The 14,978-nt window shown below is 73.9% G+C and carries 15 protein-coding genes and 1 pseudogene; 8 read left to right on the plus strand and 8 right to left on the minus strand.

Features of this window, described 5'->3' with window-relative positions; translation table 11 throughout:
* The first annotated feature begins 222 nt into the window (after positions 1–222).
* Complete coding sequence (locus DMB38_RS04465; RefSeq protein ID WP_125934043.1) at positions 223–1,068, plus strand: SigB/SigF/SigG family RNA polymerase sigma factor; 846 nt, start codon at positions 223–225, stop codon at positions 1,066–1,068.
* A gap of 74 nt (positions 1,069–1,142) precedes the next feature.
* Here DMB38_RS04465 and DMB38_RS04470 read toward each other — a convergent pair whose 3' ends face one another.
* Positions 1,143–2,030, minus strand: a complete 888-nt coding sequence (locus DMB38_RS04470; protein ID WP_125934044.1) for an SDR family NAD(P)-dependent oxidoreductase — start codon at positions 2,028–2,030, stop codon at positions 1,143–1,145.
* Between the two features lie 92 nt (positions 2,031–2,122).
* Here DMB38_RS04470 and DMB38_RS04475 point away from each other — a divergent pair, with 92 nt between their 5' ends.
* Both DMB38_RS04475 and DMB38_RS04480 read left to right on the plus strand, forming a co-directional pair.
* Positions 2,123–2,812 carry a TetR/AcrR family transcriptional regulator gene (locus tag DMB38_RS04475; protein WP_125934045.1) on the plus strand — a complete coding sequence of 230 codons (690 nt, stop codon included), beginning with the start codon at positions 2,123–2,125 and terminating at the stop codon, positions 2,810–2,812.
* A gap of 82 nt (positions 2,813–2,894) precedes the next feature.
* Positions 2,895–3,818, plus strand: a complete 924-nt coding sequence (locus DMB38_RS04480; RefSeq protein ID WP_206337640.1) for an NADP-dependent oxidoreductase — start codon at positions 2,895–2,897, stop codon at positions 3,816–3,818.
* A gap of 46 nt (positions 3,819–3,864) precedes the next feature.
* Here DMB38_RS04480 and DMB38_RS04485 read toward each other — a convergent pair whose 3' ends face one another.
* The 4 genes from DMB38_RS04485 to DMB38_RS04500 all read right to left on the minus strand — a co-directional run bounded on the left by DMB38_RS04485 (position 3,865) and on the right by DMB38_RS04500 (position 7,203).
* The gene (locus DMB38_RS04485) at positions 3,865–4,680 is read right to left on the minus strand and encodes an SAM-dependent methyltransferase (RefSeq protein WP_125934046.1); all 816 of its coding nucleotides are present in this window, start codon (positions 4,678–4,680) and stop codon (positions 3,865–3,867) included.
* Positions 4,681–4,821: 141 nt separating this feature from the next.
* A complete protein-coding gene (locus tag DMB38_RS04490; RefSeq protein WP_125934047.1) occupies positions 4,822–5,691 on the minus strand; it encodes an RNA polymerase sigma-70 factor in 870 nt (289 codons plus the stop codon).
* Positions 5,688–6,257: a carboxymuconolactone decarboxylase family protein gene (locus tag DMB38_RS04495; protein WP_125934048.1), complete on the minus strand. Its 570-nt coding sequence runs from the start codon at positions 6,255–6,257 to the stop codon at positions 5,688–5,690. The genes DMB38_RS04490 and DMB38_RS04495 overlap by 4 nt, the downstream gene beginning before the upstream one ends.
* A 67-nt stretch (positions 6,258–6,324) precedes the next feature.
* On the minus strand, positions 6,325–7,203 hold the full coding sequence (locus DMB38_RS04500; RefSeq protein WP_125934049.1) for a hypothetical protein: 879 nt from the start codon (positions 7,201–7,203) through the stop codon (positions 6,325–6,327).
* A 70-nt stretch (positions 7,204–7,273) separates the two neighbouring features.
* On the opposite strand from DMB38_RS04500, the gene DMB38_RS04505 reads away from it, so the two are divergent.
* Positions 7,274–7,948 carry a helix-turn-helix domain-containing protein gene (locus DMB38_RS04505; RefSeq protein ID WP_240661970.1) on the plus strand — a complete coding sequence of 225 codons (675 nt, stop codon included), beginning with the start codon at positions 7,274–7,276 and terminating at the stop codon, positions 7,946–7,948.
* Positions 7,945–9,210: an MFS transporter gene (locus DMB38_RS04510; protein ID WP_125934050.1), complete on the plus strand. Its 1,266-nt coding sequence runs from the start codon at positions 7,945–7,947 to the stop codon at positions 9,208–9,210. The genes DMB38_RS04505 and DMB38_RS04510 overlap by 4 nt, the downstream gene beginning before the upstream one ends.
* A gap of 39 nt (positions 9,211–9,249) precedes the next feature.
* On the opposite strand, the gene DMB38_RS04515 is transcribed toward DMB38_RS04510, so the two are convergent.
* Positions 9,250–10,035 carry an IclR family transcriptional regulator C-terminal domain-containing protein gene (locus tag DMB38_RS04515; RefSeq protein WP_125934051.1) on the minus strand — a complete coding sequence of 262 codons (786 nt, stop codon included), beginning with the start codon at positions 10,033–10,035 and terminating at the stop codon, positions 9,250–9,252.
* Positions 10,036–10,127: 92 nt separating this feature from the next.
* Between DMB38_RS04515 and DMB38_RS04520 the strand changes: the two are divergent.
* Positions 10,128–10,875, plus strand: a pseudogene (locus DMB38_RS04520) (aldehyde dehydrogenase family protein); the annotation flags it as partial.
* Between the two features lie 40 nt (positions 10,876–10,915).
* Here DMB38_RS04520 and DMB38_RS04525 read toward each other — a convergent pair.
* Positions 10,916–11,470: a CoA-transferase gene (locus DMB38_RS04525; RefSeq protein WP_346429491.1), complete on the minus strand. Its 555-nt coding sequence runs from the start codon at positions 11,468–11,470 to the stop codon at positions 10,916–10,918.
* 117 nt (positions 11,471–11,587) lie between these two features.
* Between DMB38_RS04525 and DMB38_RS04530 the strand changes: the two genes are divergently transcribed.
* Positions 11,588–12,316, plus strand: a complete 729-nt coding sequence (locus DMB38_RS04530) for a class I SAM-dependent methyltransferase (protein WP_125934052.1) — start codon at positions 11,588–11,590, stop codon at positions 12,314–12,316.
* Between the two features lie 168 nt (positions 12,317–12,484).
* Positions 12,485–13,369 carry a helix-turn-helix transcriptional regulator gene (locus tag DMB38_RS04535; protein WP_125934053.1) on the plus strand — a complete coding sequence of 295 codons (885 nt, stop codon included), beginning with the start codon at positions 12,485–12,487 and terminating at the stop codon, positions 13,367–13,369.
* Positions 13,370–13,385: 16 nt separating this feature from the next.
* Here the strand turns inward: DMB38_RS04535 and rox are convergent, their stop codons facing one another.
* Positions 13,386–14,813, minus strand: coding sequence for a rifampin monooxygenase (rox, locus tag DMB38_RS04540; protein WP_125934054.1), 1,428 nt, complete (start codon positions 14,811–14,813; stop codon positions 13,386–13,388).
* Positions 14,814–14,978: the final 165 nt, after the last annotated feature.

The following is a 14,978-nucleotide window of genomic DNA, read 5'->3' on the forward strand; positions in this document are numbered from 1 at the left end:
CCGGCGGCGGGGCTCCGGGCGGGGCCGGCGACCGTTCGTGCGGTGTGCCGTACCGGCGTATTCTGGAACAGGCCGTAGGAGCCCTGTTTGCATCAGACGGCGTCGGGCAGGCGGCCCGCGTGCCTCGGCTCAGGGGCACGCCGCAGGAGTTCACGGCCACCCTGCCGCCGCCGTCGTCCTCCCCTCAATCGAACGCGCACGACCCGCCCGAGGGAGGCCCCCGTGGCACACGTCCGGGCAAGGAGAAAGCACCCGCACCACGACGCACCCGACACCTCCGCGCAGTTCCGCCGGCTGGCCGGAATGCCCGAGGGGCCGGACAAGAAGGCCCTGCGGCAGGAGGTCGTCCGCGCGTGGATGCCGATGGCCGCGCGACTGGCCCGCCAGTTCAGCAACCGCGGGGAGGCGCTGGAGGACCTGGAGCAGGTCGCGCACCTCGGCCTGGTGAAGGCGGTGAGGCGGTACGACGCGGGACGCAGCAGCGCCTTCGAGAGCTTCGCCGTGCCGACGATCGTCGGTGAACTGAAGCGCCACTTCCGCGACCACATGTGGGGCGTCCACGTGCCCCGCCGGGTCCAGGAGCTGCGCAACCGCGTCCGCAGCGCGGGGCTGGCGCTGGCCGTCACGGCAGACGACCGGTTCCCGGCGATCGCGGACATCGCCGAGGCGGCGGAGCTGACCGAGGAGGAGGTGCGTACGGGCCTGGAGGCGTGGGAGTGCTACGCCACGCTCTCCCTCGACGCCGCCCTGCCCGGCACCGAGGACGGCTACTCGCTCCTGGACACGTTCGGCAGCACCGAGCCCGGCTTCGACCGGGCCGTGGACCGCGAGGCCGTGCGACCGCACCTGAGCCGGCTGCCGGAGCGCGAGCGCGAGATCCTCTATCTGCGCTTCTTCTGCGACATGACGCAGCGCGGCATCGCCGAACACCTCGGCATCTCGCAGATGCATGTCTCCCGGCTGATCAGCCACTCGTGCGCGCGCGTCTGCGAGCGCGTGGAGGCCGACCAGGCGGCCGCGGGCCGGACGCCCGCCCCGGATCCGCTCGGCTCCGCCACCGCCGCGTAGCACCGCCCGGCCGGGGTGGCGGGGGGACGCGGGGTGCGGCGGCCCCGGTCACGTACGGACGGTCGATCACCTCCTCACCGCGCCTCCTTCCCGCCGCCGGGCGGAGGGAAGGCGACCGGGTAGTCCTCGCCCGCGTCGGCCGACCGGCTCACCGCCTCCCAGGCGGCGGCCTCCGCGAGCTGGCCGCGCGAATAGTCCTGGGCCATCTCCACCGCACTCGCGCCGAGGATGAGGTGCGAGGGCAACTCGGGCTCCTTGACCAGACGCACCAGGATCCCGCCGGCGCGGTCCGGGTCGCCCGGCGCGGTGACTCCGGAGAACAGGCGCACCATCTCGCCGACCGTCGCCTCGTACTCCGGCGTGACGTCGGGGATGTGCATCGATGAGCCGGCCCAGTCGGTCGCGAAGCCGCCGGGCTCCACGACCAGGCAGCGGATCCCGAACGGCGCCGTCTCGGCGGCCAGCACGCGGGTGAAGCCGTCGACGGCGAACTTCGCCGCCTGGTACGACCCGAGGCCGGGATTGCCGCCGACCCGGCCGCCGATCGAGGAGAACTGCACGATCACGCCGCCGCCCTGCGCACGGAGGAGAGGAACGGCCGCGGTGGAGACGTGGTAGACGCCCCAGAAGTTGGTCTCGAACTGCTTGCGGAAGTCGTCCTCGGGCGTCGTCTCGACCGCCGAGGCGTTGGCATATCCGGCGTTGTTGACGACGACGTCGATACGGCCGAAGCGCTCCAGGCCCGACCGGAACGCCGCCCGGACGGCCGCGGAGTCCGTGACGTCGAGGGGCACGGGGAGGGCGCGGTCGCCGTACTTCTCGACCAGGTCGGCCAGTTGCCCCGGTCTGCGGGCCGTGGCGACGACCCGGTCACCGGCCTCCAATGCGGCGACGGCCAGGGAACGGCCGAAGCCGCGCGAGGAACCGGTGATGAACCAGGTGTGGGGCTGTGTCGTCTCCATGGGCCTAGCGAAACACGGTTGCGCTAATACTGCAACACCGTTTCGTTATCTTCACCCGGGTATCGCAACCACGTTGCGTTACGCTGAGGACCGTGACCGGAACCGAGTTCGTCCGCGCCCGCAGCCCCGAGGCCAAGCGCGCCCGCGAGGACGCGATCCTCGCCGCGGCCGCCCGCCTGGCCACGGAGCACGGAGTCCGGGAGGTGACCGTCACCGCGATCGCGGACGCCGTCGGGATGCACAAGTCGGCGATGCTGCGCTACTTCGAGACGCGCGAGCAGATCTTCCTGCGGCTGGCCGCCGACGCCTGGCACGCCTGGTCGCAGGACGTCCGCGCCGGCCTCGCGGACCTCCCGGCCGCCGCCGCGGACGACCCGGAGTGGGGCGACAGGGCCCGTACGATCGCCGGGCTGATGGCCCGGTCCCTGGTCGACCGCCCGCTCTTCTGCGACCTGCTCGCGCACACCCCGCTGAACCTGGAGCGCAACGTCTCGCACGACGCCGTACGGTCCTTCAAGCGGCAGGCCGTCGCCGAAGTGGACTCCATAGGCACCGCACTCAGCGCCGTCACCCCGCTCGACGCCGACCAGGCACGCAGCGTCGTGACCACGGCCACCGCCATGGCGGGAGCCCTCTGGCAGATGGCCGCCCCCGGCACGCGACTGCGCGTCTTCTACCAGACCGACCCCGAGCTCTCCCACTCCGTCGTGGAGGTGCAGCCGCGGCTGACCGACATCCTCTCCGCGCTGCTCACCGGCTACGCGGACCGCGGCGGCCGCTGAGAGACTGCTCGCCTCCCCGGGAGAGCACCCACCCGTTCAGAGCGGCAGTCACCCCCGGCTGCCCGGAAGGAGCCGGAAACCCGTGCAAGCCATCACCGTCCGCGACCGTGACGCCGGTCCGGCAGGGATGACCCTGACCGACCTGCCCCCTCCGCACGCCGCCGAGAACGACGTCATCGTGAAGGTGTACGCGGCCGGGTTCACCCCCGGCGAGCTGACCTGGCCCGGCACCTGGACCGACCGCGCCGGCCGCGACCGGACGCCGAGCGTGCCCGGTCACGAGCTGTCCGGCGTGGTCACCGAACTCGGCTACGGCACCACGGGACTCACCGTCGGGCAGCGGGTCTACGGGCTCGCCGACTGGACCCGCGACGGGGCCCTCGCCCAGTACACCGCCGTCGAGGCCCGCAACCTCGCGCCGCTGCCCGCCGACGTCGACCACGTCACCGCGGCCGCCCTGCCGATCTCCGGACTCACCGCCTGGCAGGGGCTGTTCGACCACGGCCGGCTCACCACCGGGCAGACGGTGCTCATCCACGGCGCGGCCGGCGGCGTCGGCTCGATCGCCGTGCAACTGGCCCGCGAGGCGGGCGCCCGGGTGGTCGGCACCGGCCGCGCCGCCGACCGGGCCACCGCCCTGGAGCTGGGCGCCGCCGCGTTCGTCGACCTGGACGCGGAGCGGCTGGAGGACGCCGGCGAGTGCGACGTGGTCTTCGACGTCATCGGCGGCGAGATCCTCGCCCGCTCCGCCGCGCTCGTCCGCCCCGGCGGCACGCTGGTGACCATCGCCGAGCCGGTGACGGTCCGGCCGGGCGACGGCCGGGCGGTCTTCTTCGTCGTCGAACCGGACCGTCAGCGCCTCGCGGACCTGGCGGTGCGGCTGCGGGACGGCCGGCTCAAGCCGCTGGTCGGGAGCGTACGGCCGCTCGCCGAGGCGCCGGCCGCGTTCACCTCCGGCCGTCGTATCCCCGGGAAGACGATCATCCGGGTCGCCGACGACGACTGATCCTCGTCACCGTCCTCGGGCAGGCCTCAGGCGCCGCCCCGGCGGGTCAGGGCTTGCGGCCCACCGCGCAGACCCGCCAGGGCGCGACCGGGCGGTTCTGGCCGACGGCCGCGTCCTCGGGACGCCACTGGGCGCAGGGGACGACGCCCGGTTCGAGGAGCTCCAGGCCGTCGAAGTAGCCGGCGACGTCGGCGTGGGTGCGGAGCGTCTGCGGGTCCACGCTCGCCTCGTTCCACATCTGCAGAACGCCGTCCACCTCGCTGCTCACGCCCCTGACGGGGTGGGCGAGCGCCAGATAGCTGCCGGAGGGGACGGCCGCGACGAACCGGCGCACGACCTCGCGTGCCTCCGCGTCGTCGACGATGAACTGCACGATCCCCAGCATCATCACGGCGACGGGCCGGCTGAAGTCGAGCGTCTTCGCCGCCTGTTCGAGGATGGCCGTCACGTCGCGCACGTCGGCGTCGACGTAGTTGGTGGCGCCCTCCGGGCCGCTGGTGAGCAGCGCCTCGGCGTACCGCAGCACGAGCGGGTCGTTGTCGACGTAGACGACGCGGGACTCCGGCGCCACGCCCTGCGCGACCTCGTGGGTGTTGTGGTTGGTGGGAAGTCCGGCGCCGAGGTCGAGGAACTGGCGGATCCCGGCGTCGGCGGCGAAGTGGCGCACCGACCGCATCAGAAAGCCGCGGTCGGCCCGCGCGGCCTCCACGACGTCGGTCACGACCTCCGCCATCTGATCGCCGACTTCACGGTCGACCTCGTAGTTGTTCTTGCCGCCCAGCCAGTAGTCCCAGACGCGCGCCGAGTGCGGCCGCTGCTGGTCCAGTGACCTGGTTCCGTCGGGTAAGTGCTGCTCGGACATGATCGGCGCTCCTCGTGCGTTCGAATTCGGGCCGGACCCGCACCAGTGTGCCGTGGAAGCCGGTCCCCGTCCGGCACTCGGTCCAGGAAGCCGGATCCGGCGCGAACCCGGCCGTCCGGCGCACCGCGCGGCGTCCGCGCGTCACCTGGTGAGGCGGGCGGGGTGGTCGATGCGGGTGAGCTTGTGCGGGTTGCGTACGACGTAGATCCGGGTGATCTTCCCGTCCGCCAGCTCCAGGCTCACCGCCGCCGGCTCCCCGTCGAACTCGACCCGGCCCGCGGGGGCGCCGTTGAACCAGACGGCGGCCGTCGCCAGCGCCGCCCGGTTCGCGGTCGCGAGCAGCTTCGCCACCGTGTGCGCGCCCCGGATGGGCGTCAGCGCCGCGGCTACGATCCCGCCGCCGTCCGCGACCAGGACCACGTCGGGCGCCATGACCGCCAGCAGCTCCTGCAGTTCGCCGGTGTGCAGCGCGGCCAGGAAGCGCTCCACCACCTCCCGCTGCTCGGACGGGCTGACCCGCACCCGCGGCCGGCGGGCCGCCACGTGCCCGCGGGCCCGCCGGGCGATCTGCCGCACGGTGGCCGCCGGCTTCCCGACGGCCTCGGCGATCTCGGCGTACGGCATGTCGAAGACCTCGCGGAGCACGAACACCGCCCGCTCGGTGGGTCCGAGCGTCTCCAGCACGGTGAGCATCGCCATCGACACGCTCTCCGCGAGCACGACGTCCTCGGCCACGTCGTGCGTGGTCAGCAGCGGCTCCGGCAGCCACTCGCCGACGTAGTCCTCGCGCCGCCGCGCCAGCGTCCGCAGCCGGTTGAGGGACTGCCGGGTGACGGTCCGTACGAGGTACGCCCGCGCGTCCCGCACCTCCGACCGGTCGGCGGCGGCCCACCGCAGCCAGGACTCCTGGAGGACGTCCTCCGCGTCCGCCGCGGAGCCGAGGATCTCGTAGGCGACGGTGAAGAGCAGGCTGCGGTGGGTGACGAACGGGTCGTCGGGCGCCGTGGTCATGCCCGGCCGGCGGCTTCCGCGCGGCCGGCCAGCGGGATCTCGCACGACTCGGAGAAGCCCTGCGAGGTGACGCCGTGGGCGGTGTTCGCCCGTGTCGACAGATTGACGAACCCGACGAACGCGGTCAGCTCCACCAGCCCCGCGGAGCCGAGCTGCGCCAGCAGGCTCGCGGCCTGCGCGTCGGTGACGGCGGCCGGCGTCACCGACATCGCCTCCGCGTACGCCATCACCTCGCGCTCCAGCGGCGAGAACACGTCCGAGTCCCGCCACCGCGGCACCTGGCTGGCCTTGGCCAGATCCAGATCCTCGTTCCGCGCCTGGAAGTAGCCGACGTCGAGGCACCAGCTGCACCCGACGAGGGCGGCGACCGCCATGTGGGCGAACGACTTCAGGCTCGCGTCGACGGCGCGCCAGGAGGCCGCCTTCGCGGCGAACTCCAGATTGGCGACGGCCACGTCGGGGTGGTTGAACAGCACCTCCACGGGCTCGGGCGACGCGCCGAACTGCTTCACCATGGCCTCCCGCATCTCGCCGGGAAGCTCCGCCCTGGGAACACGCAACGTCACGATCTCTCCTCACTCAAACACTCCGGTCCCCATCCAGACACCGCCCACCTCCTGAGCGTGACAGGGCTCAGGGGTCCGGTTCGGATTCCAGGTCCGTCACCTTCGCCGCCGCCCTGTCGGCCGCTCTGCGGGATTCGCGGGTGGCCCGGGTGGTGGCGGTCAGGGTGCGGCGGGCGTGGGTGAGGGCTTCGCGGGCCTCGGATTCGGCCTTCTCGGCGCTGCGCAGTTGCTCCGTCAGGTCGGCGACGCGGGCGGTGGCCTCTTCGAGGCGGGATTCCGCCCTGTCCCGCTGGGATTCGTCACGGCGCAGGGCCTTGTCCTGATCGCGGGCCTCCCGCTCGGCGGCCTTCGCTTCCTTACGGGCCCGGGTCAGCTCCTCGGCGCGGGCCTTCGCCGGGTCCTCGACGAGCTTGAGGTGGCGCTTGCGGGCCGGGCGGCGGGAGGGGGCGGGCGCGGGGGCGGTGGCCGCGGTGCCCGGGAAGCCCGGGCGGGTGGTGAGGGGTTTGGCGAGGTGGCCCGCGGCCCACTCGCGGGCCGCATCCGGGTCGGCGAGGACGGCGTGGAGAGTCGTCTCCACCTCGTGCTGGACGGCGTCGCCGACCGGCTGGCCGGCCTCGGCCGCGAGCCGGCGGGCCTCGCGGGCGAGTTCGGCGACCAGCGCGTTGCGCTGCCGGGTCAGTTCGCGCAGTTGGTCCCCCGCGAGCCGGTCCTGGGCCGCGCGCAGCCCCTCGCCGAGCCGCTGCAACGCGTCGACCTGGTCCGGCGCGGAGCGGACCAGCAGGTTGCCGGCCCAGGCGGCGAGCGTCGGCTTGCGCAGGGCGGCGATCTGCCTGGCGAGCTCCGGATCCTGGGCCGTACGCGCCGCGGCGACGTGCCGGCCGCGGGCGGCGACGAACTCGCCCGGCGGCAGCCCGTACAGCTCGTCCGCGACGCTCTCCAGGTCCATCGGTCCCATTCTCCTCCCGGTTGGCCTGCGAGGCTTCTAAAGAAACCTTTCTAAAGGTACCTTTAGATGCATGCCGGACCGCATCGACCTCACCGACGCCCGCGCCCTGCGCGCCTACGCCCACCCCACCCGGATGGAGCTGGTCGGCCTGCTCCGCCGGCACGGGCCGCTCACCGCCACCCGGGCCGCGGAGCTGACGGGCGAATCCGTCGCCGGGTGCTCGTACCACCTGCGGATGCTCGCCAAGTACGGGCTCGTCGAGCAGAGCGGCGGCGGGCGGGGGCGGGAGAAGCCGTGGCGGGCCACGGCGCGTACGACGCACTGGGAGGCCGCGTACGACGACCCGGCCGCGACCGAGGCCGTCGGGGACCTGACGATGGCGCAGGTCGACGCGTACGTGCGGAAGCTGGGCGCCGCACTCGCCGTCCGCCACCGGCTGCCGCGCGCGTGGCAGGCGGCGGAGTACTCCGGGGACTGGAGCCTCTACCTCACGCCCGAGGAGCTGGCCGGGCTGACGGAGGAGATGACCCGGCTGCTGTCGCGCTACGACGACCGCTTCGAGGACCCGGCGCGGCGCCCGGAGGGGGCGAGGCTGGTGAGCCTGCTGCGCCTGGCCTTCGTCGACCCGCCAACCGGGCCGGACACGGAGGACACGGAGGGTATAGAGGACACGGCAGACCCGGCTGACGCGCCTCCCCCGACCGCCCCGGAGCACCGCCCCGGGCCCCCGCAGCCCTCGTCGTGAGCCGCCCCGCCCTCCCCGAACTCCTCCGCGACCGCCCCTTCCGCCGCTACTGGGCCGCCCAGAGCGTCTCCCTCCTCGGCGACGAGGTCCACCGCATCGCCCTCCCCCTCGCCGCCGTGCTGCTCCTCGGCGCCGGCGCGGGCGACATGGGCCTCCTCACCGCCGCCGCGCTGCTGCCCGCACTCCTCTTCTCCATCCCCGCCGGCGCCTGGGCCGACCGGCGGCGCAGCCGCCGCCGGGCGATGATCGCCGCCGACCTCGGCCGGATGCTGGCCGTCGCCTCCGTCCCCGTGGCGTACGCCCTCGACGCGCTCACGCTCACGCATCTGTACGCGGCGGCCTTCGCCGTCGGCACGCTCGGCGCACTCTTCAACGTCTGCGCCGGCACCGTGTACGTCGCCCTGCTGCCCGTCGAGCGCTACGTCCAGGGCAGCTCGCTGCTCAACGGCAGCCGGGCGCTGGCGTTCACGGCCGGGCCGGGAGTCGGCGGCGGTCTCGTGCAGGTGGCCACGGCGCCGTTCGCCCTCCTGCTCGACGCGCTCAGCTACCTCGTCTCCGCGCTCTTCCTCGGCCGCATCTCCCCCGCCGAACCCCCGCCCGCCGCGCGGGAGAAGAGCCGGGCCACCGCCGGCATCCGGTGGATCCTGCGGACTCCCGCGGTGCGCGCCTGCGCCGCGGCGACGGCGACGCTCAACTTCTTCAACTTCATCTTCCAGGCGCTGTTCGTGCTCTACGCGACCGGGGAACTGGGCCTCGGCCCCGGACTCCTCGGCCTCGTGCTCGGCGCCGGCGGCGTCGGCGGCCTGGCCGGGGCGGTCCTCGCGCACAGGGTCGTGGCGCGGTACGGGGTGGGGCCCGCGATGACCGCGGGGTTCGCCGGTTTCAGCGTGCCGCTCACGCTCATACCGCTGGCGGACGGACCGACGCCCGTGGTCGCCGGGATGCTGCTGGCCGCGGAGTTCGCCTCCGCGTTCGGGGTGATGATCCTCGACATCTCGGCCAACGCCTACTTCGCCGCCGCCATCCCCGACGAGCTGCGCTCCCGCGTCCTCGGCGCCTTCCAGACCGTCAACTTCGGCGTCCGGCCGCTCGGGGCGCTCGCGGGCGGGGCGCTGGGCAGCGCGCTCGGGTTGCGGCCGACGCTGTGGGTGGCGACCGTCGGGGCGGCGCTGGCGGTGCTCTGGCTGCTGCCCTCGCCGGTGCCGGGCATGCGCCGGCTGCCCGGCGCGGAGGGCGAGGCGGCGGGGGCGGGGACGGCGTAGCGCTCCGGGGCCCTCGCGCGGGGACGCGTTCGACGCCCTTCACGGTCGCGTGCGCGTCACCCTCAGGTCCGCCTCGATTCTCGCGACCGCCGCCAGCAGGTGCGGCAGCAGGTCGCGGCGGACCGACTCGACCGAGTTGCGGCTCGCCGGTACGGGGATGTTGACCGCCGCGACCACCGTGCCGTCGCGGTCGCGGACCGGGGCCGCGACCGAGCGCAGGCCCTCCTCCAGCTCCTGGTCCACGATCGCGTAGCCCTGTCTGCGCACCCGGGTCAGCTCCGCGCGCAGCGTGTCCGCCGAGGTGACCGTGCGCGGGGTCAGCGGGTCGAGGCGGGCGCGGGCGAGGCGGGCGTCGATCTCCTGCTGCGGGAGGTGGGCGACGATGACGCGGCCGACGGACGTCACGTACGCGGGGAAGCGGGTGCCGACGGTGATCGAGGCGGTCATGATGCGGCTGGTGGGTACGCGGGCGACGTAGACGATGTCCTCGCCGTCCAGCACGCAGAGCGAGGACGACTCGCGCACCTCCGCGACCAGCCGTTCGAGGTGCGGTTCCGCGATCTCCGGCAGCGAGAAGCTCGACAGGTAGGCGTAGCCCAGCTCCAGCACGCGCGGGGTGAGGCGGAAGAGGCGGCCGTCGCTCCGCACGTAGCCGAGGTCCAGCAGCGTGAGGAGGAAGCGGCGGGCCGCGGCCCGGGTGAGGTCGCAGGCGCGGGCGACGTCGCTGAGGGTCAGCTCGGGGTGGTCCGCGTCGAAGGCGCGGATGACCGCGAGCCCGCGGTCGAAGGACTGGACGAAATGGGGTTCCCGGCCCTGCATGTTCATATCTTGCCTCGCCGCTCGCGTCGCACTTAAGTTCCTTATGAGAATTGTCGTTCGCCTCGCGCACACGAGGGTGGGGCAGCGGAGGGGCAGCCGTGATCGTGCACCGCGACCTCCGGATCGGCGGCAAGGGCGTGCCGGCCGCTTCGGAGCGTACGACCGAGGACTTTGACCCGTACACCGGCGAGGTGTGCGCGACGGTGGCCGCCGCCGGCGCGGCCGACGTGGTGCGCGCCGTGGGCGCCGCGGAGGCGGCCTTCGCCGGCTGGGCCGCGACCGGGCCCGCCGCGCGCCGGCGGGTGTTCCGGCGGGCGGCGGACCTGCTGGAGTCGCGCGCGGACGAGGCGGTGGCGCTGATGGCGCGCGAGGTGGGGGCGACGGAGCCGTGGGCGCGGTTCAACGTCGGGCTCGCCGCGGAGGGCTGCCGGGCGGGGCGGTCAACGTGCTCACCAACGACCCCGAGGACGCCGCCGCCGTCGGCTCCGCGCTCATCGCGGACGAGCGGGTACGGGCCGTGAACTTCACCGGCTCCACGGAGACCGGCCGCACCGTCGGGGCGCCGGCCGCCCGGCATCTGAAGCCGGCGCTGCTGGAGCTGGGCGGGAAGAACGCGATCGTGGTGCTGGCCGACGCGGACGTGGACCACGCGGTGAACGCGGCCGCGTTCGGGGCGTTCCACAACTCGGGGCAGATGGTGCACGTCGGCGACCAGTCCATCGCCGACGAGCCCACGGCCCCGTTCGGCGGCGTCGGCGCCAGCGGCTTCGGCGGCCGCTGGGGCTGGAGGCGTTCAGCAACACCCGCTGGGTCACCCTCGCGACCCGGCACGCGCACTACCCCTTCCAGGGGCAAGTCCGCCACCTGGCACCGCGGTTCGGCCTCGTCAGGCCGCCCCCGCGGACTTCAGGGCGCGCAGCGCGGCCAGTTCCTCCGGCGTCGGCTCCGGGGTGGTGCGCGGCGACGGCACCGCACGCAGGTCCCAGCCTGTGGCCGCGCGGACCCGCGCCGGGGTCACGCCCGGGTGGAGGTCGGTCAGCGTCAGCTCCCGCGTGTCCGGGGAGGGGCGCAGGATGCCCAGGTCGGTGATGACCGCCGTCGGGCCGCGGCCGGTCAGGCCGAGGCGGGCGCGGGAGCCGGGGCCCGTGCCGTGGCCGACCGTGGTGACGAAGTCCACGGTGCGGACGAGGCTGCGGCGGGTGTGGCGGAGCACGATGAAGACCTCGCCGCAGTGGGCCGCGATCTCCGGGGCGCCGCCCGCGCCCGCCAGGCGCAGGTCGGGGCGGCCGGGGGCGGTGCGGATGGCGGTGGTGTTGATGTTCGCGTGGCGGTCGAGCTGCCAGGCGGCGAACCTGGCGCGGTCGCGGGAGAGCGCTTCCCAGTCGCGGTAGTAGGCGTTGTCGCGCACGGAGTAGCCTTCCCGGGTGTTCGTCCTGCGCACGAGCGTTCGTCAACACCGGGTCCGAGTCTGGGACCGGCCGTCCGCGCATGTCAACGGCCCGGCACCCGGGGCCCGCGCGGCGTGTGCGGGCGCGCGGCGCCACTACGCTGATCGACGATGTTCAGTCCCGAGGGCCCGACCCTTCTCGAGCTGACCGTGCAGGCGATGTCCTCCACGGAACGCGGCTACGACCTGCTGGCGCCGAAGTTCGACAGCTCCCCGTTCCGCACCCCCGACCGCGTGCTGGACGCGTTCGCCGCCGCCGTCGAGCCGCTGGGGCCGTTCGCGCACGGCCTCGACGTCTGCACCGGGACGGGCGCGGGCGCCGGGACGCTGCGGCGGCTGTGCAAGGAGCGGGTCGTCGGCGTCGACTTCAGCGCCGGAATGCTCGCCGAGGCGCGGCGCGCGTACGCGGACGCCGCGGACCCGCCCTCGATGCGCTGGGTGCGTGCGGACACCCTGGCGCTGCCCTTCGCGCCCGCCTTCGACCTCGCCGTGAGCTTCGGCGCCTTCGGCCACTTCCTGCCCCGCGAGCGCCCGGCGCTCTTCTCGCAGGTCTTCCGGTCGCTGCGCCCCGGCGGGTACTTCGCCTTCCCCGTCCCCGCGCCGCAGCCGGTCGGGTCCCGGGGATACTGGGCGCTGTGGGGGTTCGACACCGCGATGCGGATCCGGAACGCGCTGTGGCGCCCGCGGTTCATCATGTATTACCGCACGTTCCGCCTGCCGGACGTGCTGGCGGACCTGGAGCGCACCGGGTTCACCGTGGCGACGGCCGCGCTGGAGGAGCTGGGGCGGCGGCCGGACGGCAGTCCGCGCGCCCGCGCGGTCTTCGCGCGGCGGCCCTGACCCGTCCGGACGGCTCGTACGGCCCGACCGGCCGGACGGGAGTAACGGCCGTGTTCCAGAGGCATATTCAACTTTGACAATCGCTTTCCCTATACACGTTGACTCCTTCGATGCGAGACTGAAGGGCGCGACCTGATCATCCTTGGGAGCCCGATGCACGCGCCAAGCATGTCGGAGACGAACTCTCTGCCGGCCCCGTCCCGAGGCGGCCCCACCGTCCGCCGCATCATCCTCGGCAACAACCTGCGACGGCTGCGCGAGCAGCGCGGCATCACCTTCCAGGCCGCGGCGCGCACCATCGGCGCCTCGCAGCCCAAGCTGAGCCGGCTGGAGCTGGGCCGCGGCGGCTGCAAGGAACACGACATCGCCGCCCTGCTGACGCTGTACGGGGTGGAGGACGAGGCCGAGCGCGAGCACTACCTCGCGCTGGCCCGCGGCGCCAACACCACCGGCTGGTGGCACCAGTACAGCGACGTGACGCCCGCCTGGATGGAGACGTTCCTCGGCCTGGAGGAAGCCGCCTCGCTGATCCGCTCCTACCAGGCCCAGCGGATCCCGGGCCTGCTGCAGACCGCCGACTACGCGCGGGCGTTCGCCCAGGTCGCGTACCCGAACGCGGACGAGGCGGCCATAGAGCGCCACGTCGACCTGCGGCTGCGCAGGCAGCAGATCCTGGGCCACGCCGACCAGCCGGCGCGCTACTGGGTGGTCCTCGACGAGGCGGCCCTGCGCCGCCCGCTCGGCGGGCGCACGGTGATGCGCGCGCAGATCAAGCACCTGCTGGGGATCCTGGAGCTGTCGAACATCACGGTCCAGGTCGCCCGCCTCGCCACCGGCCGCTTCGCGGCCGTGGTCAGCCCGCTGACGATCCTGCGCTTCGCGGAGCCGGACCTGCCGGACGTGGCGTACATCGAGCAACTGACCAGCGCCCTCTACCTCGACAAGCGCAACGACGTCGAGCGGTATCTGCTGACGATGGACGGGCTGTGCGCGGCGGCGGAGAAGCAGGAGTCGAGCCAGGAGATGCTGGAGCAGTTGCTCGCCGAGTACTGACGCCGGCGCCCGGGGATCAGGCGGCGGGCGCGCCGAACCACCGCGGCAGGTGGTCGAGGAGGCCGGCCTGGTCCTCACCGGCCCAGGCGACGTGTCCGTCGGGGCGGAGCAGCACGGCGGGGACGTCCAGTTCCGCCGCTTCGTCGACGACGTGGTCCACGCGGTCCGCCCATCCCCCGGCGGAGAGACGGCCGGTCCTGTCGAGCAGGAGCCCGCGGCCGGCCCGCGTCAACTCGTAGAGCCGGCCGTTCCGTTTGAGCCGCAGATCGCGCAGCCGGCGCCCGAGCAGGGCGTGGCCGTCGCCGAGGTCGTAGCGGACGGCCGTCGCCATGATCTTCTCGATGACCCGGAGGTTGACCTCCTCGATGTCCATCAGCTCCTCCAGCAGCCGGCGTACGGACCGCGGTCCCGGCTCGGTGGACATCAGCAGCGTCTGCGCGCGGGTGTTGTCCAGCACGTCGGCGGCCACGGGGTGGCGTTCGGCGTGGTACGTGTCGAGCAGCCCGGCGGGCGCCCGGCCGGCGACCTCCGCGGCCAGTTTCCAGCCGAGGTTGAACGCGTCCTGGACGCCGAGGTTGAGCCCCTGCCCGCCCACCGGCGGGTGCACGTGCGCCGCGTCGCCGGCGAGGAGGACGCGGCCGGTGCGGTAGCTCTCGGCCTGCCGGGTGGCGTCGCCGAAGCGGGAGAGCCAACTCGCCTCGTACGCACCGAAGTCGGAGCCCGCGACGGCCCGCAGCCGGGCGCGGAGCTCGTCGAAGGTGGGCGGGACGGCGCGGTCGGCGGCCAGTCCTGCGGCGGGCACGATGACGCGGTATGTACCGTCGGGGAACGGCGCGATGCCGAACCTGAGCTGGGTCCTGCGGACGTCGGCCACCGCCGCCATGACCTCCGCCCGCGGCGCGGTCAGCCGGACGTCGGCGATGAGCGTCTCAATGCGGGCGGGCTCGCCGGGGAAGCGGACGCCGAGGAGCTTGCGCACGGTGCTCTGGCCGCCGTCGCAGCCGACGAGCCAGCGGGCGGTCAGCTCGCCCGCGGCCGTCTGCACGGTCACGCCGTGCGCGTCCTGGCTCAGCCCGGTGAGCGCGGTGCCGCGGCGGATCTCGGCGCCGAGCGCGCGGGCGTGCTCGTACAGCAGCCGCTCGATCTGGGGCTGCGGAATGCCGAGGACGTAGCCGTGGGCGGTGCCCAGGTGCTCCGGCACCGGCTTGGTGATGCCAGCGAAGAACCCGCCCAGCGGGTAGCGCGTGCCCAGCGCGAGGAACTTCTCCAGCAGGCCGCGCTGGTCCAGCACCTCGATGCTGCGCGCGTGCAGCCCCAGCGCCCGCACGACCTTCGTCGGCTCCTGCTCCTTCTCCAGCACCACCACGCGCACGCCGTGCAGCCGCAGTTCGGCCGCCAGCATCAGCCCGGTCGGGCCGCCCCCGGCGATGATCACGTCACTCATGAATCTCCCGTTTCCGCAGGTCCTGGCTTCGGCGGGAGATTCTGCAACAAACCGTGGGTCTTGCCGCAAGCCCCGGGGTGCGCTATACGTTGAGAGTGGCAAGGAGCGCGGTGCTCCTTGCCGTTCGCCGTTTCCGGCGCCTTCGCGTACGTGCCGGGCGGCGGC

Origin of the sequence: Streptomyces sp. WAC 06738, from assembly GCF_003945505.1 — a bacterium.
Taxonomy (GTDB): Bacteria; Actinomycetota; Actinomycetes; order Streptomycetales; family Streptomycetaceae; genus Streptomyces.